Annotated in this window: 16 protein-coding genes; 8 read left to right on the top strand and 8 right to left on the bottom strand. The window is 64.2% G+C overall.

Annotated elements, in window-relative coordinates:
• Position 1 precedes the first annotated feature (1 nt).
• Complete coding sequence (pdeM, locus tag AC04SH_RS08425) at positions 2 to 718, top strand: ligase-associated DNA damage response endonuclease PdeM (protein WP_488574677.1); 717 nt, start codon at positions 2 to 4, stop codon at positions 716 to 718.
• A 3-nt stretch (positions 719 to 721) separates the two neighbouring features.
• Here pdeM and AC04SH_RS08420 read toward each other — a convergent pair whose 3' ends face one another.
• Positions 722 to 1,693 (bottom strand): quinone oxidoreductase family protein, encoded by a 972-nt coding sequence (locus AC04SH_RS08420; RefSeq protein ID WP_488574676.1) that lies wholly within the window; start codon positions 1,691 to 1,693, stop codon positions 722 to 724.
• A gap of 94 nt (positions 1,694 to 1,787) precedes the next feature.
• Here AC04SH_RS08420 and AC04SH_RS08415 point away from each other — a divergent pair, with 94 nt between their 5' ends.
• Complete coding sequence (locus AC04SH_RS08415) at positions 1,788 to 2,660, top strand: LysR substrate-binding domain-containing protein (RefSeq protein WP_488574675.1); 873 nt, start codon at positions 1,788 to 1,790, stop codon at positions 2,658 to 2,660.
• A gap of 7 nt (positions 2,661 to 2,667) precedes the next feature.
• Here the strand turns inward: AC04SH_RS08415 and AC04SH_RS08410 are convergent, their stop codons facing one another.
• From AC04SH_RS08410 to AC04SH_RS08400, 3 genes are read right to left on the bottom strand one after another with little or no spacing between them, the layout of a single operon-like run.
• Positions 2,668 to 3,603: a dimethyl sulfoxide reductase anchor subunit family protein gene (locus AC04SH_RS08410; protein ID WP_488574674.1), complete on the bottom strand. Its 936-nt coding sequence runs from the start codon at positions 3,601 to 3,603 to the stop codon at positions 2,668 to 2,670.
• A 5-nt stretch (positions 3,604 to 3,608) separates the two neighbouring features.
• Positions 3,609 to 4,343: a 4Fe-4S dicluster domain-containing protein gene (locus AC04SH_RS08405; protein ID WP_488574673.1), complete on the bottom strand. Its 735-nt coding sequence runs from the start codon at positions 4,341 to 4,343 to the stop codon at positions 3,609 to 3,611.
• Positions 4,340 to 7,270, bottom strand: a complete 2,931-nt coding sequence (locus tag AC04SH_RS08400) for a molybdopterin oxidoreductase family protein (protein WP_488574672.1) — start codon at positions 7,268 to 7,270, stop codon at positions 4,340 to 4,342. Before AC04SH_RS08400 ends, AC04SH_RS08405 begins: the two co-directional genes overlap by 4 nt.
• Positions 7,271 to 7,548: 278 nt before the next feature.
• On the opposite strand from AC04SH_RS08400, the gene AC04SH_RS08395 reads away from it, so the two are divergent.
• The gene (locus AC04SH_RS08395) at positions 7,549 to 8,442 is read left to right on the top strand and encodes a LysR substrate-binding domain-containing protein (RefSeq protein WP_488574671.1); all 894 of its coding nucleotides are present in this window, start codon (positions 7,549 to 7,551) and stop codon (positions 8,440 to 8,442) included.
• Between the two features lie 5 nt (positions 8,443 to 8,447).
• On the opposite strand, the gene AC04SH_RS08390 is transcribed toward AC04SH_RS08395, so the two are convergent.
• The 4 genes from AC04SH_RS08390 to AC04SH_RS08375 form a co-directional block, all read right to left on the bottom strand.
• Entirely contained in the window at positions 8,448 to 9,704 is a 1,257-nt protein-coding gene (locus AC04SH_RS08390) for an Hsp70 family protein (RefSeq protein ID WP_488574670.1), read from the bottom strand.
• A gap of 175 nt (positions 9,705 to 9,879) precedes the next feature.
• A complete protein-coding gene (locus tag AC04SH_RS08385; protein WP_488574669.1) occupies positions 9,880 to 10,671 on the bottom strand; it encodes a TIGR02186 family protein in 792 nt (263 codons plus the stop codon).
• Entirely contained in the window at positions 10,671 to 11,594 is a 924-nt protein-coding gene (locus tag AC04SH_RS08380) for a sulfite exporter TauE/SafE family protein (protein ID WP_023669608.1), read from the bottom strand. Before AC04SH_RS08380 ends, AC04SH_RS08385 begins: the two co-directional genes overlap by 1 nt.
• Before the next feature lie 193 nt (positions 11,595 to 11,787).
• Positions 11,788 to 15,747, bottom strand: a complete 3,960-nt coding sequence (locus AC04SH_RS08375) for a peptidoglycan-binding protein (RefSeq protein ID WP_488574668.1) — start codon at positions 15,745 to 15,747, stop codon at positions 11,788 to 11,790.
• 483 nt (positions 15,748 to 16,230) lie between these two features.
• Here AC04SH_RS08375 and AC04SH_RS08370 point away from each other — a divergent pair, with 483 nt between their 5' ends.
• The 5 genes from AC04SH_RS08370 to AC04SH_RS08350 all read left to right on the top strand — a co-directional run bounded on the left by AC04SH_RS08370 (position 16,231) and on the right by AC04SH_RS08350 (position 23,645).
• Positions 16,231 to 16,689, top strand: coding sequence for a MerR family transcriptional regulator (locus AC04SH_RS08370; RefSeq protein ID WP_488574904.1), 459 nt, complete (start codon positions 16,231 to 16,233; stop codon positions 16,687 to 16,689).
• A 277-nt stretch (positions 16,690 to 16,966) separates the two neighbouring features.
• Positions 16,967 to 18,757, top strand: a complete 1,791-nt coding sequence (locus AC04SH_RS08365) for an acyl-CoA dehydrogenase (RefSeq protein ID WP_488574667.1) — start codon at positions 16,967 to 16,969, stop codon at positions 18,755 to 18,757.
• Positions 18,758 to 18,990: 233 nt separating this feature from the next.
• Positions 18,991 to 20,160, top strand: a complete 1,170-nt coding sequence (locus AC04SH_RS08360) for an acyl-CoA dehydrogenase family protein (RefSeq protein ID WP_488574666.1) — start codon at positions 18,991 to 18,993, stop codon at positions 20,158 to 20,160.
• Between the two features lie 33 nt (positions 20,161 to 20,193).
• Positions 20,194 to 21,402 (top strand): acetyl-CoA C-acetyltransferase, encoded by a 1,209-nt coding sequence (locus tag AC04SH_RS08355; RefSeq protein WP_488574665.1) that lies wholly within the window; start codon positions 20,194 to 20,196, stop codon positions 21,400 to 21,402.
• A gap of 23 nt (positions 21,403 to 21,425) precedes the next feature.
• Positions 21,426 to 23,645 (top strand): 3-hydroxyacyl-CoA dehydrogenase NAD-binding domain-containing protein, encoded by a 2,220-nt coding sequence (locus tag AC04SH_RS08350; protein ID WP_488574664.1) that lies wholly within the window; start codon positions 21,426 to 21,428, stop codon positions 23,643 to 23,645.
• Positions 23,646 to 23,649 lie beyond the last annotated feature (4 nt).

The raw sequence follows: 23,649 nt of genomic DNA, 5'->3' as shown, positions 1-23,649 counted from the left end.
AATGAATTTTTCGCTGGCGCGCGCAACACTAATCGCCGAGGCCGACATGGTCGGCATCGCTGGCGAACGCGCGGTCTGCGATCCCCGCGGCGTGCTTTATTTCCCCGATCTGCGGCTGCTCGCGGTCTCCGACCTGCATCTGGAAAAAGGCTCGTCCTTCGCCAGGCGCGGCGCCCTGATCCCGCCTTACGATACCGGCACAACCTTGCTGCGGCTGCAGGCGGTGATCGCGGACTACCAGCCTTCGATCGTCATCAGCCTGGGCGACTCCTTCCACGATGGCGGCGGCGCCGAGCGCATGCACCAATCCTTCCGCGAGCGGCTGGAGGCGCTGATGGCCGGCCGCGACTGGTTCTGGGTCGCCGGCAACCACGACCCGGAAGCGCCGGCCGACCTGCCGGGCGAGACGGTGCGCGAACTCGCCATCGGCTCGCTGCTCTTCCGCCACGAACCGTCGAAGGTGCGAACCGAGGGCGAAGTCGCAGGCCATCTCCATCCCTGTGCGCGCATCGTCCAGCGCGGCCGTTCGGTGCGGCGGCGCTGTTTTGCCGGCGATGGCGGCCGCATGATCATGCCGGCCTTCGGCGCCTATACCGGTTCGCTCAACGTGCTCGACTGCGCCTATGCCGGCCTGTTCCGCCGCGAGACGCTGATGGCCTATATGCTGGGCGCCGAGCGCATCTTCGCCATTTCCCACGCCATGCTGCGGCCGGGCTGAGTTCTACGGTATTAGCACGGTAGCGCCGGTCGTCTGCCGCGCTTCGAGACGGCGATGCGCCTCGGCCACTTGCGCGAGCGGCATGCTTGTATGCACCGGGATTTTCACCGCACCTTTGAGCACGACATCGAAGAGATCCTCGCTCATGGCGACAAAGTCCTCGCGTCTGGCGAGATGATGGAACAGCAACTGCCAGGTGGCGAACAGCGATCCCTTTTCCATCAGCAGCATGATGTCGAAGGGCGGGATCGATCCCGACGCCGTGCCGTAGCTGACGAAGGTGCCGAACGGCCGCAGGCAATCGAGCGAGGCCGGGAAGGTGGCCTTGCCGACCCCGTCATAGACGACGTCGCAGCCTGTGCCATGGGTGATCTCTTTCACCCGCGCGGCAAAGTCCTCCCTGCTGTAGTCGATGACATGGTCGCAGCCATTGGCGAGTGCAAGTTCGGTCTTCTCCGGCGAACCGACCGTGCCGATGACGGTCGCGCCGAGATGCTTTGCCCATTGCGTCAGGACGAGGCCGACACCGCCAGCCGCCGCATGCACCAGGATTGTGTGGCCGGCCTCGACGCGGAACGTGCGGCGCGACAGATATTGCGCCGTCAGCCCCTTCAGCATCATTGCCGCACCCGTCTCGAAATCGATGGCGTCGGGCAGATGCACGACGAAATGCGCCGGCACGATGCGCTCCTCGGCATAGGCGCCGAGCGTTTCGACATAGGCGACACGATCGCCCGGGGCAAAGCCGCTGACGCCTTCGCCGACCGCGATGATTTCGCCTGCGCCTTCATTGCCGGGAATGAATGGCAAGGCGGGTGGCGCGTATTCGCCGGTGCGGAAATAGATATCGACGAAGTTGAGGCCGACCGCCCGGTTGCGCACGCGCACCTCGCCCGGCCCGGGCGCGCCGATGTCGACATCCTCATAGGTGAGCACGTCTGGCCCGCCATGCTGGTGAACACGGATCGCTTTCATGGTTTTCTTCCTTGCGCTGTTCTCGTGCAAGGGAGATAGCGCGTGGCGCGATATCATTGTAGACTGATATCAGTGACAACAGAGTTCAAAGAAGGTGATATCTGAACAGATCGGCCTCGACCTTCTTCGCACATATGTCGCGGTCTGCCGGCAAGGCAGCCTGAGCAGGGTCGCCGCGCAGACCGGCAGAACCCAATCGTCGCTGAGCATGCAGATGCGTCGGCTCGAGGGCCTGCTCAAACGGCATCTGTTCCAGCGCACCGGCCGCGGCGTCGTGCCGACCGCGGAGGGAGAGCTGTTTCTGGGATATGCGACCCGCATCCTCGCTCTCGGCGATGAGGCGGTGGCGCGTCTGCAGCAGGCCGGCATTGGCGGCGGCGTGCGCATCGGTCTTGCCGAGGAAGTCACGACAGCGGCGCTCTCGGCCGCACTCGGGCGGCTGTATCGCACCTATCCCGACATCAGCCTTGACGCGATGGTCGAGCACAGTGTCGCGCTGGGACGGCTGTGGAGCGAGGACGCGCTGGATGTCATGATTGCCCCGACATCGGTCGTCGCAGCCGATGCCGTGACGACGTGGAATGTCGAGTTGCAGTGGGTCTGCGCGACGGACTATCCGCTGGATCCCGAACGGCCGCTCGATCTCGTCGCCTTCGGTGCAACCTGCCCTTGGCGCAGGCGCATGATCGAGGCGCTGGTTGCCGCCGGCCGGCAGCACAGGATCGTTTTGTCGTGCCAGAGCGTCACCGGCCTGCAGGCGGCGATCGAGAACGGACTGGGCGTCGGTCTGCTTCCACCGGAATCCGTCCGCACCGCTTCGATGCGGGTGCTGAAGACATCGGTGCCCGAGCCGCTCACCGTCCAATATGGTCTCTACGCGCACGACCGCAGGACAGCCGTCGTCGATGCCGCGATCGAAATCCTGCTGAAGGACTTGCCGGCGGCGCCACGGGCACGAGCCGCGTGACGGCGCTCTACCGGCCGTAATAAAGGGTGACGGTGTGCTTGGCCTCGGCGAAGAACAGCCAACGTTCGACCAACATGCCGGCGAACTGGACGATTGCCGCAAGGACCGACAGGACTGCCGCGACCGGCCAGGACAAAGCGAATAGAACAGCGAGCATCAGGGCAGGGAAGGCGAAAGCCAGCACCTGGGTAATCCGCCGCAGCTTGGCGCCATGCTTGCGGGCGATACGAAAGCCCATCTCTTTGAGCAGATAGTTCTCTTCGGTATGCGGCCACTCCAGCGAGCGCACCGTGCCGCCGGCAAGCCCGGTTGCCGTGTTGGCGGTGGTCGCGATCTCCAGCGCATCATTGTATCGCCAGGTCGCCAGCTTCCAGCCCCAGCCGAGCAAAGTCAGCAGCAGGGCGGCTAACTGAAGTGCATTCGATCCGACCGAAAAACTCTGCAGCAGCGCGTTGAGCAGCACGCTGCCGGTCATCACTGAGAAGATGAGGTAGCCGGGCAGCGTGTAGCGGCTGTGCCACTGCGCGATCGGCTTCAGCGACACATAGATCATGCCGGTGGTGCAGACAGTGACGACCGCGCCGACGGCCGCTAGCAAGCCCGCAATAGCCACCCAGCCGCCGGTGCGGCCGAAGACCACCCAGCCAAGGCCGAACAGCCCGGCCGGAATGAAGGTCGCGACCGACGCCACGCCTTCGCGCGACAGCCAGGAACTGCGCCATTGCGAGAAGGCGCGCCAGGCCCGTTCGGGCCGGCCGAGATGGCCGGTCGACGACAACAGACCGGCGGCGATCAGGCCGAGCGCCAGCCCCATGCCGATGAGGCCGAGCCAGAAATCGGCCGGGATGAACCCTGGTCCGCCAAGCACGCCAAGCAGCGCCAGCAGGCCGTAACCGGCGCCTGTGGCAGTGGTGAAGAAAACGACCGAGAGGGCAGGATGCATGGATGTCAGTTCGAAAGCATGCGGTCGACCCAGCCGAGGAAACCGCCCTCGGCCTTGACCGGCTCGAGCCTTTGCGCCGGCACCGATGCGGCACGCTCGGTGTGGGCGCGCGGCGGCAGATATTTGTTGGTCGGCTTGTAGTCCATCTCCGGCATCAGGTCGACGCCGCCGCGCTCCGCCACCAGTTGCGACACCGCCGATAGGGGATCGCCGAGATCTCCGAAATGCCGGGCGCTGGTCGGGCAGGCGGCGACACAGGCCGGCACGCGGTCTTCCTCGGCCAGATTGTCGTTGTAGATGCGGTCGACGCAGAGCGTGCATTTCTTCATCACGCCGACATCGGTGTCGAATTCGCGCGCGCCGTAGGGACAGGCCCAGCTGCACAGTTTGCAGCCGATGCATTTGCTTTCGTCGATCAGCACGATGCCGTCCGATGCCCGCTTGTAGGAGGCGCCGGTCGGGCAGACGGTGACGCAGGCGGGCGTCTCACAATGCAGGCAGGAGCGTGGGAAGTTGACGGTGCGCCCGCCCGCCTCCGTCGTGTGCTCGTAGCTGTGCACGCGGTTGAACCAGACGCCGTCGACATCGCCGCCATAGGGGTGGATGTCGGTCAGCGGCGCCATGTGGCCGCCGGTGTTCCACTCCTTGCAGGCGGTGACGCAGGCCTGGCAGCCGACGCAGGTGTCGAGGTCGATGACCAGCCCCAGCTTCTTGTCCGTATGGGCGGGAAGGCAGGTCATTCCACGGCTTCCCTGTTGACGCGGAATTCGGCGCCGTAGCGAAGGATGTCGGGCGATGGCGCGACATTTGGCGGCTGGCTGAAGCGCTCGAATTGCGGCTCGGTGAAGCCGGCTTCCCCGGCCGCGCATTTGACGATGCGCACCCGCAAATCGAACCACGCCGCCTGTCCGGTCACCGGATCGGAATTCGAATAGCGCTTGCCGTTGGCATCGACCGAGGTCTGGTCGCCGATAATGTGGTTGAGCAGGAAGCCGCGATTGCTCTCGGCGGCGTCATCCTTCAGCCCCCAGCTGCCGCGCCGTTTGCCGATGGCGTTCCAGGTCCACACCGTATCCGCATTGACCCCGTCGACCAGCTTGATCTGCCCCTTCACGCGGCCGTTGATGCTTTCGATCCACACCCAGTCGTCGTCGACAAGGCCGAGGTCAGCCGCTTTTCTGTGATGCACGAACAGCCCGTTCTGGCTGGTGATTTGCCGCAGCCACGCATTCTGCGAACCCCAGGAATGATACATGTGCATTGGCCGCTGCGTCAGCGCATGCAGCGGATATTTTTCGAGATCGACGGCGGCCTCTTCGAACGGCGTAAACCAGAACGGCAGCGGGTCCATATAGGTCTCGATACGGCCGCGCTCGGCTTCCGGCGGCTGCACGCGACCATGGCCTCGCGCGGCGAGGCGAAAGCGCTGCATCGGCTCGGAATAGAGCTGGAACACGATCGGCTCGGCCTTAGGAATGAACCCCAGCTGCTCCGCGAAGTCGAGATAGGAGCGGTTGGCCATCTTGTAATAGCGCTGGTCGGCGGCAAAATCCTGGTGCCAGAAGCCGCCATTGTCGATGTAGCGCTGCAGCTGGTCCGGATTGACTTCGCCCTTGCCGACAGACGTGCCGTCCTTGCCGCGCCAGCCGGCGAGTGGGCCGATGCCCGGCGTGCGCTCGTGATTGACGATGTAGTCGGCATAGTCGTGATATTTCGCGGACCCGTCATCATTGACGAAGCAGGGCAGGCCGAGGCGCGCGCCGAGTTCGATCAGCACCGACTGGAACGGCCTGACATCGCGGTCGGGCTCGACCACGGGATGGCGGATGGCGTCGCCCGGTCCGTCGGCATGGCTGATCGGCCGGTCGAGCAGGCTGATACAGTCATGCCGTTCGAGATAGGTGGTGTCGGGCAGCACCAGGTCGGCGAACGGCACCGTCTCCGAATAATAGGCGTCGGAATAGATGATGAAGGGGATCTTGTAGTTGCCCGCCTCGTCATGGTCGGTCAGCATGGCAATGGTCTCGACGGTGTTCATCGAGGAATTCCACGCCATGTTCGACATGTACATCATCAGCGTGTCGATCGGGTACGGGTCACCGGCCCATGCGTTGCGGATGACCGTGTGCATCAGCCCGTGCGCGGCCAGCGGCGTGTCCCAGGAATAGGCCTTGTCGATGCGAAGCGGCGTGCCGGCCTCATCGACCAGCAGGTCATCCGGCCCACAGACGAAGCCGAGCGGCACGCCGTCCAGCGGCGTCATCGGCTTTACGCCTTTGCCGGCCGGCTTCGGTCCTGGCGGCGCCGAACGGGGGTAGGGTGGCTTGAAACGGAAACCGCCGGGCACGTCGATTGTGCCCAGCAGCACCTGCAGCAGATGGACGGCGCGGCAGGAGTGAAAACCGTTGGAATGGGCCGAGATGCCGCGCATGGCATGCATCGACACCGGCCGTCCCTTGATCGTCTCGTGCCGACGCCCGGCCCAATCGGTCCAGGCTATCGACAGTTCTATCGTCTGTTCGAAGGCGACATGCGCGAGTTCGGCGGCGATCCGTCGGATCGTGTCGGCCGGAATCCCGCACTGCGCCGCGACCGCGTCAGGCGCGTAGCTGTCGTCCATGTAGCGATCGGCGATGAGCTGGAACACCGGCACACAGCGGCGGCCGGCGACGGTGTAGCTGCCGGTCAGCGCCGGCTTTGCATCTGGATCGGCGGCGTTGATGGAGACCTTCGCCAGTCGGTCCCAGGCCAGTGGATTGCCGTCGCTGTCGCGCAGGAAAAGCCCGTCATCGGCCGCGCCCGGCTCCTGGATGACCAGAACATGAGCGTTGGTGTAGCGGAGCAAATAATCGAGATCGACGCGGCCGGCTTTCAGCAGTTCATGGATGAGAGCAAACACGAACAGCCCGTCCGTACCGGGCCTGATCCCGATCCAGTCATCGGCAATGGCGTTGTAGCCGGTGCGGCAAGGGTTGATCGACACCACCTTGGCGCCGCGCGCCTTGAGCTTGCCGAGCCCGATCTTGATCGGGTTTGAATCGTGGTCCTCGGCGACACCGAACAGCATGAAGTATTTGGTGTTGTCCCAGTCCGGCTCGCCGAACTCCCAGAACGAGCCGCCGATCGTGTAGAGGCCGCCGGCGGCCATATTGACCGAGCAGAACCCGCCATGGGCGGCGAAGTTCGGCGTGCCGAACTGGCTCGCCCACCAGCCGGTCAGCGACTGCGACTGGTCGCGCCCGGTGAAGAAGGCGAGCTTCTTCGGATCGGTGCGGCGTATGTTGGAAAGTCGTTCAGTCGCGATCGTAAAGGCTTCTTCCCACTCGATCTCGCGGAATTCTCCCGAGCCGCGTTGGCCTGTTCGCAGTAGCGGCTTCTTCAGCCGCGCCGGGCTGTAATGCTGCATGATCCCCGAACTGCCTTTGCCGCAGATCACGCCGCGATTGACCGGATGGTCCTTGTTGCCGTTGATGTAGCGCACCTTGCCGTCCTTGATATGGACGTCGATGCCGCAGCGGCAGGCGCACATATAGCAGGTGGTCTTGGCGATGCTGTCGGAGACATCGGGCGAGGTGTCGACGCCGTCGCCTTCATCCGGGGCGCGCGTATCGGCAAGCGGCCGTTGCGACGGTGCGGAATTGGCCCCGCGCGGCGCTCCGTGGTTCATCGGCCAGGCGTGCTTTTGCTACCTGAGAATTTGGCCCGCGTCTTCGGTCCGGGGCCACGCATATAGTGCTCTTCAGGGTGATAGCGGTCGCCGGCCAGCCGCCGCCTGAGGCCACGGGTCCAATGCGCAAGCAGGGATCTGAACCGCCCGATCATTTTGTTGGCTGCGATCTGTTGGCGAATTTCTTCTAACTTCGGTTGAAAAAGTAGAATAAAGCTATCGATCTGTCTAATCAGTTGTTCTTGTAAATTCGATCGAAATTGGTTCTTAATGCGCGCATGACCCTGGATCAGTTGCGCATTTTCGTCGCCGTCGCCGAGCGCGGTCACATGACCAAGGCGGCAGAGCTTTTGGGCATTTCCCAGTCGGCCGCCTCGGCGGCCATCCGCGCCCTCGAAGAGCAGCACGGCGTTCATCTGTTCAACCGGGTCGGCCGCAACATCGAGCTGGCCCAGACCGGCCACCGCTTCCTGCCGGAGGCCAAGGCGGTGCTGGAGCGCGCGGCCGCCGCCCGCAACGTGCTGGAGCATGTCTCGCAGACGGTCGCCGGCAGCCTGTCGATCGCCGCCAGCCTGACCATCGCCAGCTACTGGCTGCCGCGCCGGCTGGCGTCCTTCCACGAGGCCTACCCGGCGGTGCGCTTAAGCGTCAGCATCGGCAACACCAGGCAGGTCGAGGCCAATGTGCTGGACGGCACCGCCGATCTCGGCCTGGTCGAGGGGCGCACCGAATCCGACATCCTCCGCCGCACCAAGGTCGACGTCGACAGACTGATGCTGGTCGTCGCCGCCTCGCATCCCGAGATCGTCGAAATCGCGCCGGGCCGCCCCGACATCAGGGGGCTGCGCTGGATAATTCGCGAGGGCGGTTCGGGCACGCGTGAGGTGCTGGAGGATCTGGCCCGCCGCGAGGGGATATCGCTCGCCGACCTGCAGATATTTCTGGTGCTGCCGAGCAATGAAGCGGTTCGCCAGGCGGTCGAGGCCGGCGCCGGCGCCACCATCATCTCGGACCTCGTCGTCGGACGCGCCGTGGCCGAGGGCAGCCTGCGTTCCGTGCCGCTCGAACTGCCGAAGCGCGACTTTGCCATGATCACCCATCGCGACCGCCAGGCAAGCCTGGCGCAAATGGCGCTCAAGGCGCATCTCGGCGCCTCGGCAGACCACGGTTAAGGCGATTAGCTGAACTTCCGCTTTGCATCCAGCGCCAGGCCAAGCCCGACCGAGCCGAACATGTCGCCCTCGATCACGGCTGCCTGTGGCACAAGCGACAGGATTTCTCGCCGCGCCAGCGGGATCGCGGTCGAGCCGCCGGTGAGGAACACGGCGGTGATGTCGGACGCTTTCACGCCTGCGTCAGTGATCGTCTGCCGCACCGTCGCGGACACCCGTTCGATGTCGGCGGCGACAGTCTCTTCCAGACCCGTGCGCGTGATTTCGGCGGCAAAATGCACTCCGGGCAGTGCCACCGTCACATCAGCCGAAGCCTGATCTGTCAGTGCGATCTTGGCTCGTTCGACCAGCCCGGCCAGCGCATGGCCGTAGCGATGCTCGACAATGTGGATGAAGCGCTCGACCAGGTCGGCGCGCTTGGCCTCGAAGCGGATCTGCCTGAGGTCCGTCATCGCCTTGGCGGTGTAGACCAGGTTGATGCGCTGCCACGTCGCCAGATCGATGAAGTAGCTCGCCGGCAGGTTGCGCTTGCCGTCTTTCGTCGGTGAGAGATAGCCGAGCTTGGGCATGACATGGGCGATGCTGAGCAGCCGGTCGAAATCGGTGCCGCCTATGTGGACCCCGCGGTTGGCCAGGATATCGTCCTTGCGATCGCCTGAGCGGGCGCGCTGCGGCGAAACCCGCACGATCGAGAAGTCGGACGTGCCGCCACCCATGTCGACGATCAGCGCCAGCTCCTCACGTGCCACACCCTGTTCGTAATCGAGTGCAGCGGCGATCGGTTCGAACTGGAAGGCGATGTGCTTGAAGCCTTGCGCGCGCGCTGCCTTTTCAAGCTCGCCTTGCGCCTTGGCATCGGCTTCCGCATCATCGTCGACGAACTGCACGGGTCGGCCGAGTACGACGCTCTCCACTGGAGCGCCGGCATCTTCCTCGAGCCGCTTCTTCAGATGGCCGACGAACATGCCGACAATGTCGATGAAGCCGATCTGGCGCGCCTTGATGCGCGTCTTCTCATGCGCCAGCGAACTGCCGAGCACGCTCTTCAGCGACCGCATCAGCCGGCCTTCGATGGCGTCGGTGTAGTCGGCGATGGCGCGGCGGCCGAAATAGGTGTGGCCGTCCTCGAAGTTGAAGAACACAGCGCTGGGCAATGTCGGCTGTTCCCCTTCCAGCGCCACCAGTCGTGCCTGGCCGTTCCGGATCACGCCCACCGTGGAATTGGACGTGCCGAAATCGATGCCGCCAAATGCCTGATGCATTGCAGCCTCCTGTCATTGGGTCGCGGTGGCCGGCGCTGAAAAGCACTACCATCCGGATGTCCGGACCGCTTGCCGAATTGATTGTGCGTATTTGCCCGAGGGTTGGGAGGCGGCGATCTATCGCATAAACGCGAAAAGGGGAACCCTGTTTTCCGGTAAAATGAGCTTCCAGGCGTCAATCCTTGCGGAAGATCAGCCTGCCCAGCCAGCCGGTAATCATGGCCAGCGATACGGCGAAGACGCCATAAAGGAAGGAATAGTCGTGCGCGACGCGGAAGATCGACTGTTCGAAACCCGACTTGCGGATTTCGAGCTGGGCCGAGCTTTCCTTGAGGAACAGGCCGCTCTTGAACAGGAACGCGCGGGCTTTATGCGTTCCAACCGGGACATTCGGCGCCAGCCGCACCGTGGCGCGGAATAGGTTCTGCGATAGGAATTGCACGCCGCCGACATTCTCGCTGTAGAGGCCGGTCGCCGCCTTGCGCTCGCGCAGCGCCATGGTGAATTCCTCAATCGTCGCCGGATTGTCGGTGGCGTCGGCCGGCTTCATGTAAAGGTTGGAAGGGCCGAGCGACAGCTGCTTGTAGCTGTTGGGTTCGGTGATGTCCTGCAGCGGCCGCGTCGTGGCGACGGAATAGGACACCGGAACATTCTCGAAGGTTTCGGATTCCAGATTGACCCAGACGCCGAGCACCCGGTCCTTGCGGCGCACAACCACAGGGCGGGGCGGCCCTTCGAGCACGACGATGACGTCATAGCGCCCCTGCCGCGCGACCAGCGGATCGGGGTTTTCCAGCGAACCGAAAATGGTCAGGTCGGCGCCGGAAAAACCGGCCGTGATCGACACGGCGTCGGTGGAGAGACCGATCTGGATGCCTTCCGGCAGCGGGTTCGGCGCCTGTGCTGTCGCCGGCAGGGCGAGAGCGAAAAGCAAAGCGGCGGCCGAAAAAATCCTCCATTCCCGCATCAGTTCAGGCCTGCCGCGGTCAGCGAATAGAGGTTTGGCGGCGTGACAAAGAGATCGATGGCCAGCCGGATCGCGACCGCCAGCACCAGCAGCGCCAGCAGCGCCCTGAGCTGTTCGCCGCGCAGCTTCTGGCCTGCCTTGGCGCCATATTGCGCGCCGGCGACGCCGCCCGCCATCAGCAGGAAGGCAAGCATGACGTCGACCGTCTGGTTGGTGGTGGCGTGCACCAGCGTGGTGTAGGCCGAGGTGAAGATGATCTGGAACAGCGAGGTGCCGATGACTACGTTGGTCGGCACTTTCAGCAGGTAGATCAGCGCCGGCACCATGATGAAGCCGCCGCCGACACCCATGATTGACGACAGGAAGCCGATACCCGCACCGAGCCCCAGCACCGGAATGACGCTGACGAACAGTTTCGAGGCCCTGAAGCGCATCTTCAGCGGCAGCCGGTGGATCCAGTTGTGCTGGCCGGACTTCTTCAACACCGGGGCAGCACCGCTGCGCGTTGCGCGCAGCGCATTGACGCTTTCGACCAGCATCAGTCCGCCCACCGTGCCGAGCAGCACGACGTAGAGCAGCGAAATGAACAAATCGAGCTGGCCGAGCCGGCGCAGGAAGGCAAAGACGAAGATACCGCCGGTCGAGCCGACAATGCCGCCGGCCAACAGCACCCCGCCGAGCTTGAAGTCGAGCGTGCCGCGCTTCATGTGCGACAGCGCGCCGGAGAAGGAGGAGGCGATGACCTGGTTGGCGCCGGTGGCGACCGCGATCGCCGGCGGGATGTTGTAGAAGATCAGGAGCGGCGTGATCAGAAAACCGCCGCCGACCCCGAACATGCCCGACAGGAAACCCACAGCCGCGCCCATCGCCAGCAGGACGAAGACGTTGACGGAAATTTCCGCGATCGGGAGATAGATGCCCACCCGTCAGTCTCGATCAGTTTGCCTGTCGGCGATTGCAGCCCTTCGCGGGCATTGTCGCACCGAAAAGCCAATTTTTCCTTGCGCCGACGGGGCGGTCGGGTCAAACCCCGCCGCCCTGCCGAAACAAAAAACATCTCAATCAGTTAACAGGCAAATGTGTGGCAAGGGCGTCGCGTTAGCGACGCATCTGCCGTTATTTGTGCGCCAGCAGCGCCTTCACCAGCTTTTCGTCGATTTCGCCGGTCGCCTGCATCTTGTTGTCGGTCTGGAAAGCCATGATCGCGGTCTTGGTCTTACCGCCCATCACGCCATCGGCGCCGCCGGCATCGTAGCCGTTTTTGTTGAGGATCAGCTGGATGTTCTTGACCGCCTTCTTCATGTCGACGCTGGCGGTCGTCTGCGGCGTGCCTTCCTGCCAGGATTCAGGAATGTCGGCCGAGTTGGACGCCGGGTCGAGCGGCTTCGGCTTCCACAGTTCGGTGGCGGCGCGCGCCCGCTCGAGCTGTTCGGGCCGCAGCGCACTGGCGACTTCGTCGCGCTTGGCCTCCGCATCCTTGTCGCCGGTCTTGGCGACGAGTGCGAACCATTTGTAGGATTCCTCCAGGCTCTGCTTCATGCCGACGCCCTTGGCCGCCAGGATGCCGAGATTGAACTGGCTGTCCTTGACGCCGACATCGGCCGCCGCCTGGAACCAGTGCGCGGCCGATTCATTGTCGGTCACGCCGTCCGCGGCCATGGCAAAGAGCACGGCGAGGTTGTGCATGGCGCTGGCGTTACCTTGCGCGGCGGCGAGCTGGTAGAAGGTCTTTGCCTTCTTGATGTCGCGCGTGACGCCGATACCCTTTTCGTAGAAATTGCCGATGCGGTACTCGGCCGGCGCGAAGCCGAGTTCGGCCGACTTTTCGTACCATTTGGCGGCTGCCGCCATGTCTTCTTTGACGCCGCGCGATTCGGCATAGCGCGAACCGAGCTCGAACAGCGCCTTGGCGTCGCCGCCGGCGGCCGCGTCGCGTAAGGCTTGCGGGCCGGCATCGGCCGGAACGTCGATCTTGGCGACGACAGGCGTTGCCGCGGTGTCAGCAGGCGGAACGGCGCCGGTCGTATCCGATGCCGATGGCGCCACGACAGCGGCCGCAGGTTGCGCGTCAGCCGCCGGTTCCGCAGTGGCGGTCGTCGGCAATGTTGGGTCTGGCGCCGGGGCCGGATCGGCCAAAGCCATTGGTGCTGGCGTGGATTCGGCTGCTGGCACGTCAGCGCCAACAGAACTTGTCGAAGCAGCCTCGATCGGCGCGTCATCCTTGGCCGGCGGCTGCGATGGCTCCGCCTGCCTGACCATCCGGGCTGGTGCATCCTGCACCGTTGCCGGCGTGTCTGCCTTGGGTTGGCTGGGAGCGTTGACCGAGGCGGTCTCGACCGGCTGCGATGCGACAATCGGCGCGGTATCGTTGCTTGCGACCTCGACCGGGTCGGCGAAGAAGGCCTTGCCCAGCTGCAGGCCGGCCAGCGCCAGCATGATCGCGATCGCTCCCATCAGGATCGGCTTGCGCCGCGCCTTAAGCAGGTCGCCGATCCGCAGCGCTTTCACCGGACCCTTCATGGTGGACTGGCGTTTTAGGGCGTCGGCCTCGGCGGCCGCGGCCTGCGCGGCGCGCCGAGCCGCAGCGATGAAGTCGGATTTCGAAGCGTCGCCGGTGTTTTGGCGCGCCGGCGGGCCGCGCTCATCGCGCACGCGCTTCATGATGGCGTTGAGGTCGGGCGCGCCGGAGCCCGGCTCCAGCGGCCGGTTGGCGAACTTGGGGTCGAGCGGTTCATCGAGATCGACGCTCGGCATGTCGGCATTGGGCGCCGAACCGGCAAGCGGCGGCATGTCAGCCTGCTTCTTGCCCCTGAAGGCGCGCGCCAATCCGCCGAAAAGCGACTTCTTGGCCGTGCCTTCGCCTTTCTCGGCAATCGTATCGGAACCGAGCGCTGCCTGGGCAGCGGCCGCGGCAGCCTCTGCCGGCGAGCGGCGTACCGGCTCGCTGCGCATGTCAGGTTCGGCGCGCATATCGGGTTCGTTGCGCATGATCGCGGCGGCGCGGCCGTCGAGGTCGGCCATGTCTCCGGTCAGGGGCAGCGGCTGGTCGATATCCATCGACGGCGCGTCCTGCACCGCGATCTTGGAGGCGCGGGCAGCGCGGGCCCGCCGCGTCGGCTCGGCCGGCGTATCCAGAAGTTCGCTCACCGCCTCGACCGGTTCGCTGGTTTCCAGCGAGCCCAGGCGATCGACGATCTTGAGCAGCGTGTCGTGAATGGCCTCGAATGTCCGCGAATTGCGCTCGTCCGAACGGCGCGTCAGCGCTTCCAGCGTCTTCAGGTCCTGGGCAAGGCCGGTGACGGCCGCGGTGTTGGCGTTGGAATCGGCCAGTGAGCGCACGGCGCTCTCGGCGGCCTCGCGTGCCGCGCCCATGATGGACTCGCGGGTGCCGGCCAGAGACTTCTCGATTTCGTTGAGGCGCGGGCTGATGTCCTCGAATTCCGGCAGCGGCGTGCCGGGCTTCGACAGATGCGCCGACAGGCCGGAGACCTGAGCCTCGAGACTGCGGATCAGTGCCGGATCGATGCCGGCGACCTGCGCGGCCGACGATTCCAGCCGGCTTGAAATGTCTTCGAGCCGGCTTTCCAGGCCGCGGATCGCCGCCTCGTTGGCAGGATCGGGGACACGCGTCTCCATGCGCTTGGCAAGCGCGGTGAAGCGGGCGTCGATGGCGTCCATGATTTCGGCGCTGTCGGCTTGCGGCTGACGCTGGTCCAGCCGGTCGGCGACCTCGTCCAGCCGCCGCTCGAGATCGCGAAACAGCATGTTGCCCTGTTCGATGGCGTCGCCCTGGCGGCGTTCCATCATGCCCGACAGCACGTCGAAGCGCTGTTCCAGGCCCTGGAAAATATAGTCGACGTCCGGCATGGCCGGGGCGCGGTCGATCTTGTCGGCAATCATCGCGATTTGGTTGCCGAGGCGCTCCATCGCCTGTTCCGGCAGATTGGCACGGCCGGCGAGGTCGTCGACCCGGTTCGACAGCATGCTGAGACGGTCGAGAACCTCGCCGCTCGGACGAACTTGCACGACTTCCTCGATCTGCTGCGCCAGCGAGGCGATCCGCTTCTCGATGCGCTCGAAGGGCTCGGGGTCGAAGGAATTGGCCTGGGCGGCGACGGTCGAGGCGACGATGGCGCGCGTAATCTCGTCAAGCCGTTCGTCGATCAGGCCAAGCGTGTCGCCGCCGCGATTGTTCTGCTGGCTGACGAAGTGATCGACGGCGCCGGCAAGCGTGCGGACCTTTTCCTCCATCGAGCGCAGCGATAGTGATTCCGGCAGATTGTTGACGGCATTGCTGATCTGCTCGAGCCGATCGGTCAGGGCCGAAAATCCGGTGCCGTCCGCGCGGCTGCGCTGGTCGGCGTCCACGCGGTCCTCGAACGCGCTCCAGCGGCGGTCGAAATCGTCCCAGCGGCGGTCGACCTTCAGCACGCTCTCCTCGCGCGCCAGCGTGTCGAGCGCGGTCTTTACCTGCTCGAGTTCGAGCCGCAGCATGTTGACGCTTCTGTCGTCGCTCTTTTCGGCCAGCGTCTGGATGGCGCCGGACAGCCGCTCGAATTCGAGGCCGAGTTCGGCGCTGCCCTTGCCGGGCAAGCCGCCTGATTGACCGCCTGATTGGTTGCTCGCCTGGAACGCCCGTTCGATGTCCTTGCGCAGCGCGGCGAATTCACGCTGCAGGCCGGCGGTCATCTGATGGCGCAGTTCCTCGCGCAGGCCGCGCAATTCGCCTGCGATCTTGCCGACCACGGCGACGCTGTCTTCCTGGCCGCGCACACGGTCGATGTCGCGCGCGATCGCCTGATAGTTCTGGTCGAAGCCGGCTGGCGCCGGGCTTTTCGGTCGCGGCGTGGGCTGCGGATCCTCATACCAGCGCGGCGGGGCGTAGGGCTGGGCGCCGGCGTAGCGCGGCTCGACCGGTGGCCGGCGCGGATCGAAGCGCTCTCCCACGTCCTCGCGCTTGCGCTCCAGCCGCTGTTCCAGCGTTTCCAGCGAGCGGTTCAATTCATCAAGCGTGGTGTTCGGCCTGCGCGGCCTGCCGGCATTGAGTGTATCGAGATAGGACCGCTTGCTGTTCATCGATGCGTCCGTTTTTCAGAATGGCCGGCTTGCTGCCAGTTTTCCCCAAAGTCCCTGTCGGGAACGAAGGCGGCCGCGCGGCTATGCTGCGGCGGAAGACGAGCTTCCCGGGCCAGGCCCGCGCTCCGAAAAACCGTGAAAAATTCGCTACAGGATAAACACGGATGACCGACATGCGCACATTTCACCCATCGTGGTAAACAAGGCGTTAACCAAGCTTAAGAAGTTGTGGCATTGCTGAAATACAGGCAGCGTCCGTTCGGACCCGGTACCGGGGGTGCGGCATAAGGTTTCGCAATCCCAGAACGCCCTTGCGTCATGAGGCGGCTATCGATATAGAATTGACGTAAACGTAAGAGGGGCGCTGTTCGTGCCTTTTGCGATGAATTCGTTGAAACCCACGACTGGAAGCATGCCCCCGCTTCCACTCAGGCGTTGCAAGGTCCGAGACCGCCACGCCACTACAGGGGAAAGCCAGTGACCATGAAACTTGTTTCGCCCGGCGAAGCCGCGGCCAACACCAACAATATGTCTGTCGAAGCCGGCGAGGAACTCGTGCGCATCGGCCAGATGGCCAAGAAGTACGGCGTGACCCTGCGCACGCTGCGTTTCTATGAAGACAAGGGCCTGCTCAATCCGAAGCGTGACGGGGCAACCCGCCTCTACACGCGTCGTGACAAGGCGCGGCTGAAGCTGATCCTGCTCGGCCGCAAGGTCGGGTTCTCGCTGCGTGACGTCAAGCAGATGATGGATCTCTACGAACCGACGGGATCCAACACCAAGCAGCTTCGGCTGGCTCTCGACAAGTCGGAGAAGCAGCTTGCCCGCCTTCAGAAGCAGCGCGCGCTGATCGACGACGCGATCAGCGAACTGAGCGGCTCGATGTCGGCCGTGCGCCAGATGTTGTCCGAGCGCACCGCCCCGGCCAGCGCCGCCAGCTGATCTCGCTCCGCCGAGACGTTTGAAAGAGCCGCGCGGGCCGACCGCGCGGCTCTTTTCGTTTTGCCGCCCTCTTCGCTTGGTCAACCCATGGGCCGCTGGTGTCTGTCACCTCGTGCCGATAGGCTGGCACAAGGAAATTTTGTCGCGGCAATAAAATTGACGTTTACGCAAACGTCAATTTTTGCTATCTCGCTTTCAACATTGGTCTGCATGCTGCCCCGACCTCGTTTTCGGGACCTGATCTCGCGGCCAAAGACCCGCATGGTGGAGGAAACACATGCCGATCTACAGGGCTCCCGTCCAGGACACGCTGTTCGTGCTCAATGAGGTGCTGGGCTACCAGCGCTATTCCAATCTTCCCGGATTTGCCGACGCGACGCCCGATGTGGTCGAGGCGATCCTCGCCGAGGGCGCCAAGCTCGCTGAAAACGTCATGCATCCCTTGAACCGCGTCGGCGACATGCAAGGCTGCGTGCGGCATGACGACGGCTCGGTGACGACGCCGAAAGGCTTCAAGGAGGCCTACGACCAGTATCGCGAAGGCGGCTGGATGGGACTGGCGGCGCCCGTAGAATTCGGTGGCCAGGGCCTGCCCTATGCGGTGCACACTGCGGTTGCTGAATACATGGTCTCGGCCAACATGGCGCTGATGATGTATCCCGGCCTGACGCAAGGCGCGATCGCGGCGATCATCACCCACGGCACCGACGAGCAGAAGGCGACCTGGCTGCCGAAGCTGGTCGAGGGTTCCTGGACCGGCACCATGAACCTGACCGAGCCGCATTGCGGCACCGATCTCGGCCTGCTGCGCACCAAGGCGGTGCCCAACGGCAACGGCACCTACAAGATTTCCGGCCAGAAGATCTTCATCTCGGCTGGCGAACACGACATGTCGGAAAACATCGTCCATCTGGTGCTGGCCCGCATCGAAGGTGCGCCGGCAGGTGTCAAGGGCATCTCGCTGTTCATCGTGCCGAAGCTCAAGCTCGATGCGTCGGGCAATCCGGGCGAGAAGAACACGCTCTCCTGCGGTTCGATCGAGGAGAAGATGGGCATCCACGGCAATTCGACCTGCGTCATGAACTATGACGAGGCCGAGGGCACGCTACTCGGCGAGGAGAATGGCGGCCTGAAGGCGATGTTCACGATGATGAACGAAGCCCGCCTCGGCGTCGGCCTGCAAGGGCTGTCGCTGTCGGAAATCGCCTACCAGAACGCGGTCTCCTACGCCAAGGACCGGCTACAGGGCCGTTCGCTCTCGGGCGCCAAGGCGCCGGATAAGAAGGCTGATCCGATCATCGTCCATCCCGACATCCGCCGCTCGCTGATGACCATGAAGGCCTTCAACGAGGCCGGCCGCGCGCTGGCGCTGTGGACGGCGATCAAGTCCGACATCGCCCACCGCTCCGCCGACGACAAGGACCGCCAGGCCGCCGACGACTACACCGGCCTGTTGACGCCGGTGATCAAGGGCGTGCTCACCGACAAGGGTTTCGACCACGCCGTCATGGCGCAACAGGTGTTCGGTGGCCACGGCTATATCGAAGAGCACGGCATGAGCCAGTTCGTGCGCGATGCCCGCATCGCCATGATCTATGAAGGCGCCAACGGCATCCAGGCCCTCGACCTCGTCGGCCGCAAGCTCGGCCTGAACGGCGGCCGCGCCATCCAGGCGTTCTTCAAGGACGTCGGCGAATTCTGCGAGGAGAACCGTGCCGACGAAAAGCTGGCGCCGTTCACCAAGGCGCTGAAGAAAGGCCTCAACGATCTGCAGGCGGCGACCATGTGGCTGCTGCAGAACGGCATGGCCAAGCCCGACAATGCCGGTGCCGCCTCGACCGACTACATGCATCTCTTCGGCCTGGTGGCGCTGGGCTACATGTGGGCGCAGATGGCCAAGGCCGCGCTAGGTAAGACCGGCGCCAACGGCTCGCAGCCCTTCTACGACAACAAGGTGGTGACGGCGCGCTTCTTCATGGAGCGGATCATGCCCGAGACGTCGGCACATCTCGCCCGCATATCCAGTGGTGCAGATACGCTAATGGCGCTGCCGGCGGAAGCGTTCTAAAAATGGCCAGCGTCCCCCTCCCCTTTGAGGGGAGGGTGGCCCGAAGGGCCGGGAGGGGTCCTGCGTGAAGTGCGCTGGCCTCCTATGGGAGCGCTGGCAGGAGGAAGATCGCAAATGCATTCGGTACAAGTGTTGAAGGACAAGGTCGAACACGTCATCGGCGACCCCACCCGGCCGCTTCGCGGCCACCCTCCCCTCAAGGGGGAGGGGGACGTCGACGCGGGAGAAACGGCATGACAAATCCAGCCGAAGTGCTCTCTTTGCCGAAGCCCGCCTGGGCGGCGGAAGAGGTCGGCATGCTCTACGACATGGCGCATCGCTTCATGTCGGAGGAGATCGCGCCGCGCTACGACGAGTTCGAGAAGAACGAGATGGTCGACCGCGAGAGCTGGCGCAAGGCGGGTGCCGCCGGCCTGCTCTGCGCTTCGATGCCGGAGGAGTATGGCGGCTCTGGCGGCACCTTCGCGCATGAGAGCGCCATCATCGAGGCGATCGGCCATGTCGGCGTCGACGGCTTCGGCATCGGCCTGCACAATGCCATCGTCGCCCCGTACATCCTGCATTACGGCTCGGAAGAGCAGAAGAAGAAATGGCTGCCGAAGCTGGCGACCGGCGAACTGATCGGCGCCATCGCCATGACCGAGCCGGGCGCCGGCTCCGACCTGCAAGGTGTCAAGACGCGCGCCGAGAAGGACGGCAACCAGTACAAGATCAACGGCTCGAAAACCTTCATCACCAACGGCCAGCTCGCCAATTTCATCATCGTCGTCACCAAGACCGATCCGGCCAAGGGCGCCAAGGGCACCTCGCTGATCGTCGTCGAGACCGACGAGGTCGAAGGTTTTCAGCGCGGCCGCAACCTCGACAAGATCGGGCTCAAGGCCAACGATACCTCGGAGCTGTTCTTCAACGACATGCGCGTGCCGACCTCGAACCTGCTTGGCCACGAGGAAGGGCAGGGCTTCATCCAGCTGATGCAGCAATTGCCGCAGGAGCGCCTGCAGATCGGCACCGGCGCCATCGCCATGATCGAGCGCGCTTTGGCGCTGACCATCGATTACGTCAAGGAGCGCAAGGCCTTCGGCAAGGCGATCATCGAGTTCCAGAACACCCAGTTCAAGCTCGCCGAACTCAAGACCGAGGCCACCATCGGCCGCGTCTTCTACAACGATTGCGTCACTCGCCACATCAATGGCGGCCTCGACCCGGTGACGGCATCGATGGCCAAATACTGGCTCTCGGACCTGCAGGGAAAAGTCGTCGACGAATGCCTTCAATTGCATGGTGGCTATGGCTACATGAATGAATATCCGATCGCCCGCATGTTCCGCGACGCCCGCGTCCAGCGCATCTACGGCGGCACCAACGAGATCATGAAATTGCTGATCGGCCGCTCTCTCTGAGAGCCACGACCGGCAAACCCAAGGAGCAAGAAAATGGCCGAAGCTTATGTCTATGACGCCGTGCGCACGCCGCGCGGCAAGGGCAAGAACGATGGCTCGCTGCACGAAGTGCCGGCGGTGCGGCTTGCTGCCAGGACGCTCGAGGCGCTGCGCGACCGCAACGGGCTCGACACCGGCAATGTCGACGACATCATCTTCGGGTGCGTCGATCCGGTCGGCGAGGCCGGCTCGGTCATTCCGCGCGCCGCCGCCTTCGAGGCCGGCTACGACAACAAGGCTCCGGGCATGCAGATCTCGCGCTTCTGCGCATCGGGTCTCGACGCCATCAATTTCGGCGCCGCCAAGATCGCGCAGGGCGCCGACGAGATCGTCATTGCCGGCGGTGTCGAATCGATGTCGCGCGTCGGCATGGGCGCCTCCGGCGGCGCCTGGTTCATGGACCCGTCCGTCGGTCTGCCCGGCTGGTTCGTGCCGCAGGGCATTTCGGCCGACCTGATCGCCACCAAATACGGCTTCAGCAGAGACGATGTCGACGCCTATGCGGTCGAGAGCCAGAAGCGCGCCGGCAAGGCCTGGGCCGACGGCCGTTTCAAGAACTCCGTCATCCCGATCAAGGACCAGAACGGCCTGATCATCCTCGACCATGACGAGCACATGCGGCCAACGACGGACATGCAGTCGCTGGCTTCGCTCAACCCGTCATTCGTCATGCCTGGCGAAATGGGCGGCTTCGATGCGGTGGCCGTGCAGAAGCATCCGGAAGTCGAAGAGGTGAACCACGTCCACCATGCCGGCAATTCGTCCGGCATCGTCGACGGTGCGGCCGCCGTGCTGCTCGGCTCCAAGAAGGCCGGCAAGACGATGGGGCTGAAGCCGCGCGCGCGCATCCGCGCCTTCGCCAATATCGGCTCCGAGCCGGTGCTGATGCTGACCGGCCCGGTCGATGTCACCGAGAAGCTTCTGAAGCGCGCCAAGATGAAGCTGTCGGACATCGACCTGTTCGAGCTCAACGAGGCCTTCGCGTCGGTGGTGCTGCGCTACATGCAGGCCTTCGACATCCCCCACGACAAGATCAACGTCAATGGCGGCGCCATTGCCATGGGCCATCCGCTCGGCGCCACCGGCGCGATGATCCTGGGCACGGTGCTGGACGAGCTGGAGCGGCGCGACCTGAACACCGCTTTGGTGACGCTCTGCATCGGCGCTGGCATGGGCACCGCAACGATCATCGAACGCGTCTGATTTTCGGCCGGAAGGAGAGAGACATGACCTACACGAACTTCACGGTCGACACCGACGCAGACGGCATTGCGCTGGTCACCTGGAACATGCCGGACCGCTCGATGAACGTCTTCACCGAAGAGGTGATGAACGAGCTCGACAAGATCATCGACCAGGTGGTGGCCGACGCCGGCATCAAGGGTGCGGTGATCACCTCGGGCAAGGATAGCTTCTCCGGCGGCGCCGACTTGACCATGCTGCAGAAGATGCTGACGGTTTTCGCCAAGGAGAAAGGCAAGGATCCAGAGAAGGCCGCAAAGCTTTTGTTCGACAATGCCGGGCGTATGGGCGCGCTTTGGCGCAAGCTCGAAACCTCGGGCAAGCCCTGGGTTTCGGCCATCAACGGCACCTGCATGGGCGGCGCCTTCGAACTGTCGCTTGCCTGCCATGGCCGCGTTGCAGCCGATAGCGACAAGGTCAAGATGGCCTTGCCGGAAGTCAAGGTAGGCATCTTCCCCGGCGCCGGCGGCACCCAGCGCGTGCCGCGGCTGACCGACCAGCAGCAGGCGCTGCAGATGCTGACCACAGGCCAGAACCTGTCGCCGCAGAAGGCCAAGGCCATGGGCCTGATCCACGAGATCGCCGAACCGAGCAAGCTGATCGAGACCGCCAAGGCGATGATCAAGAACGGCTTGAAAGCTGTCCAACCCTGGGACGAGAAGGGCTTCAAGCTGCCCGGCGGCCAGATCTATTCGCCCGCCGGCTTCAATCTGTGGCCGCCGGCCATCGCCATCCTGCGCCGCGAAACCTATGGCAATTATCCGGCCGCCGCGGCCATCCTGAAATGCGTCTATGAGGGCCTGCTGGTGCCGTTCGACACCGGCTTGCGGATCGAACAGCGATATTTCACCGAAATCATGCAGTCGAAGGAAGCGGCGGCGATGATCCGCTCGCTGTTCGTCTCGCTGCAGGAGCTCAACAAGGGCGCTCGCCGCCCGGCCGGCATGCCGGAAACCAGGTTCAAGAAGATCGGTATTCTCGGCGCCGGCTTCATGGGCGCCGGCATCGCCTTCGTCACCGCCAAGGCCGGCATCCCGGTCGTGCTGCTCGACCGCGACATGGCGTCGGCCGAGAAGGGCAAGGCACATTCCGACAGCCTGATCTCGGACCAGGTCAAGAAGGGCCGCGCCAAGCCCGAGGAGAAGGAGACGCTGCTGTCGCTGATCACGCCGACGGCAGACTATGCCGATCTCGCCGGCTGTGACCTCGTCGTCGAGGCGGTGTTCGAGGATTCGGCCGTCAAGAAGGCTGCGACCGAACAGGCGGAAGCGGTGCTGAAATCGTCGGCGATCTTCGCCTCCAACACCTCGACCATCCCGATCACCGCGCTGGCCAAGAATTCGGCGCGGCCGAAGAATTTCGTCGGCATCCACTTCTTCTCGCCGGTCGACAAGATGATGCTGGTCGAGATCATTCTGGGCAAGAAGACTGGCGAGAAGGCTTTGGCCACCGCCATCGACTTCGTGCGCGCCATCAAGAAGACGCCGATCGTCGTCAACGACACGCGCGGCTTCTACGTCAACCGCTGCGTGCTGCGCTACATGTCGGAAGCCTACAAGATGCTGATCGAGGGCGTTCCGGCGCCGATGATCGAGAATGCCGCCAAGGCCGCCGGCATGCCGGTCGGCCCGCTGGCGCTGACCGACGAGACGGCGATCGACCTGGCGCAGAAGATCATGAAGCAGACCATCAGGGACCTCGGCGACAAGGCCGTCGACCCCAGGCAAATGGCGCTGATCAACACGCTGGTCGACACCCATGGCCGCTTCGGCCGCAAGAACGGCAAGGGTTTTTACGACTATCCCGCAAAGCCCGCGAAGAAGAAGCTGTGGCCGGGGCTGAAGGATCTCTATCCGCAGCTGAAGCCGGAGAAGGTCGACTATGAGGAGCTGCAGCGGCGCCTGCTGGTCACCATCGCGCTGGAAGCGGCAAGGGTGATGGAAGAGGGCATCGTCACCGACCCGCGCGAGGCCGATGTCGGCTCGATCCTCGCCTTTGGCTTTGCGCCGTTCACTGGCGGCGCGCTGTCCTATGTCGACGGCATCGGCGCCAAAGAGTTCGTCAAGATCGCCAAGGGCCTGCAGAAGAAATACGGCGCCGAGTTCAAGGCGCCCAAGCTGCTGCTCGACCTGGCCGAGAAGGGCGAGACCTTCTACCAGCGCTTCGATCCCTATGCGAAAGGCGAGGTGAAGAAGGCAGCTTGATCTA

The sequence above is a fragment of the Mesorhizobium sp. CNPSo 4688 genome (assembly GCF_057784295.1).
This window is presented reverse-complemented; position numbering and strand designations above follow the sequence as displayed.

What these genes read in the sequence shown, in the direction of transcription:
- pdeM (WP_488574677.1), top strand. Translation starts at nt 2, where the DNA reads ATGAATTTTTCGCTGGCGCGCGCAACACTAATCGCCGAGGCCGACATG.
- AC04SH_RS08420 (WP_488574676.1), bottom strand. Translation starts at nt 1,693, where the DNA reads ATGAAAGCGATCCGTGTTCACCAGCATGGCGGGCCAGACGTGCTCACC.
- AC04SH_RS08410 (WP_488574674.1), bottom strand. Translation starts at nt 3,603, where the DNA reads ATGCATCCTGCCCTCTCGGTCGTTTTCTTCACCACTGCCACAGGCGCC.
- AC04SH_RS08405 (WP_488574673.1), bottom strand. Translation starts at nt 4,343, where the DNA reads ATGACCTGCCTTCCCGCCCATACGGACAAGAAGCTGGGGCTGGTCATC.
- AC04SH_RS08400 (WP_488574672.1), bottom strand. Translation starts at nt 7,270, where the DNA reads ATGAACCACGGAGCGCCGCGCGGGGCCAATTCCGCACCGTCGCAACGG.
- AC04SH_RS08395 (WP_488574671.1), top strand. Translation starts at nt 7,549, where the DNA reads ATGACCCTGGATCAGTTGCGCATTTTCGTCGCCGTCGCCGAGCGCGGT.
- AC04SH_RS08390 (WP_488574670.1), bottom strand. Translation starts at nt 9,704, where the DNA reads ATGCATCAGGCATTTGGCGGCATCGATTTCGGCACGTCCAATTCCACG.
- AC04SH_RS08385 (WP_488574669.1), bottom strand. Translation starts at nt 10,671, where the DNA reads ATGCGGGAATGGAGGATTTTTTCGGCCGCCGCTTTGCTTTTCGCTCTC.
- AC04SH_RS08375 (WP_488574668.1), bottom strand. Translation starts at nt 15,747, where the DNA reads ATGAACAGCAAGCGGTCCTATCTCGATACACTCAATGCCGGCAGGCCG.
- AC04SH_RS08370 (WP_488574904.1), top strand. Translation starts at nt 16,231, where the DNA reads ATGAAACTTGTTTCGCCCGGCGAAGCCGCGGCCAACACCAACAATATG.
- AC04SH_RS08365 (WP_488574667.1), top strand. Translation starts at nt 16,967, where the DNA reads ATGCCGATCTACAGGGCTCCCGTCCAGGACACGCTGTTCGTGCTCAAT.
- AC04SH_RS08360 (WP_488574666.1), top strand. Translation starts at nt 18,991, where the DNA reads ATGACAAATCCAGCCGAAGTGCTCTCTTTGCCGAAGCCCGCCTGGGCG.
- AC04SH_RS08355 (WP_488574665.1), top strand. Translation starts at nt 20,194, where the DNA reads ATGGCCGAAGCTTATGTCTATGACGCCGTGCGCACGCCGCGCGGCAAG.
- AC04SH_RS08350 (WP_488574664.1), top strand. Translation starts at nt 21,426, where the DNA reads ATGACCTACACGAACTTCACGGTCGACACCGACGCAGACGGCATTGCG.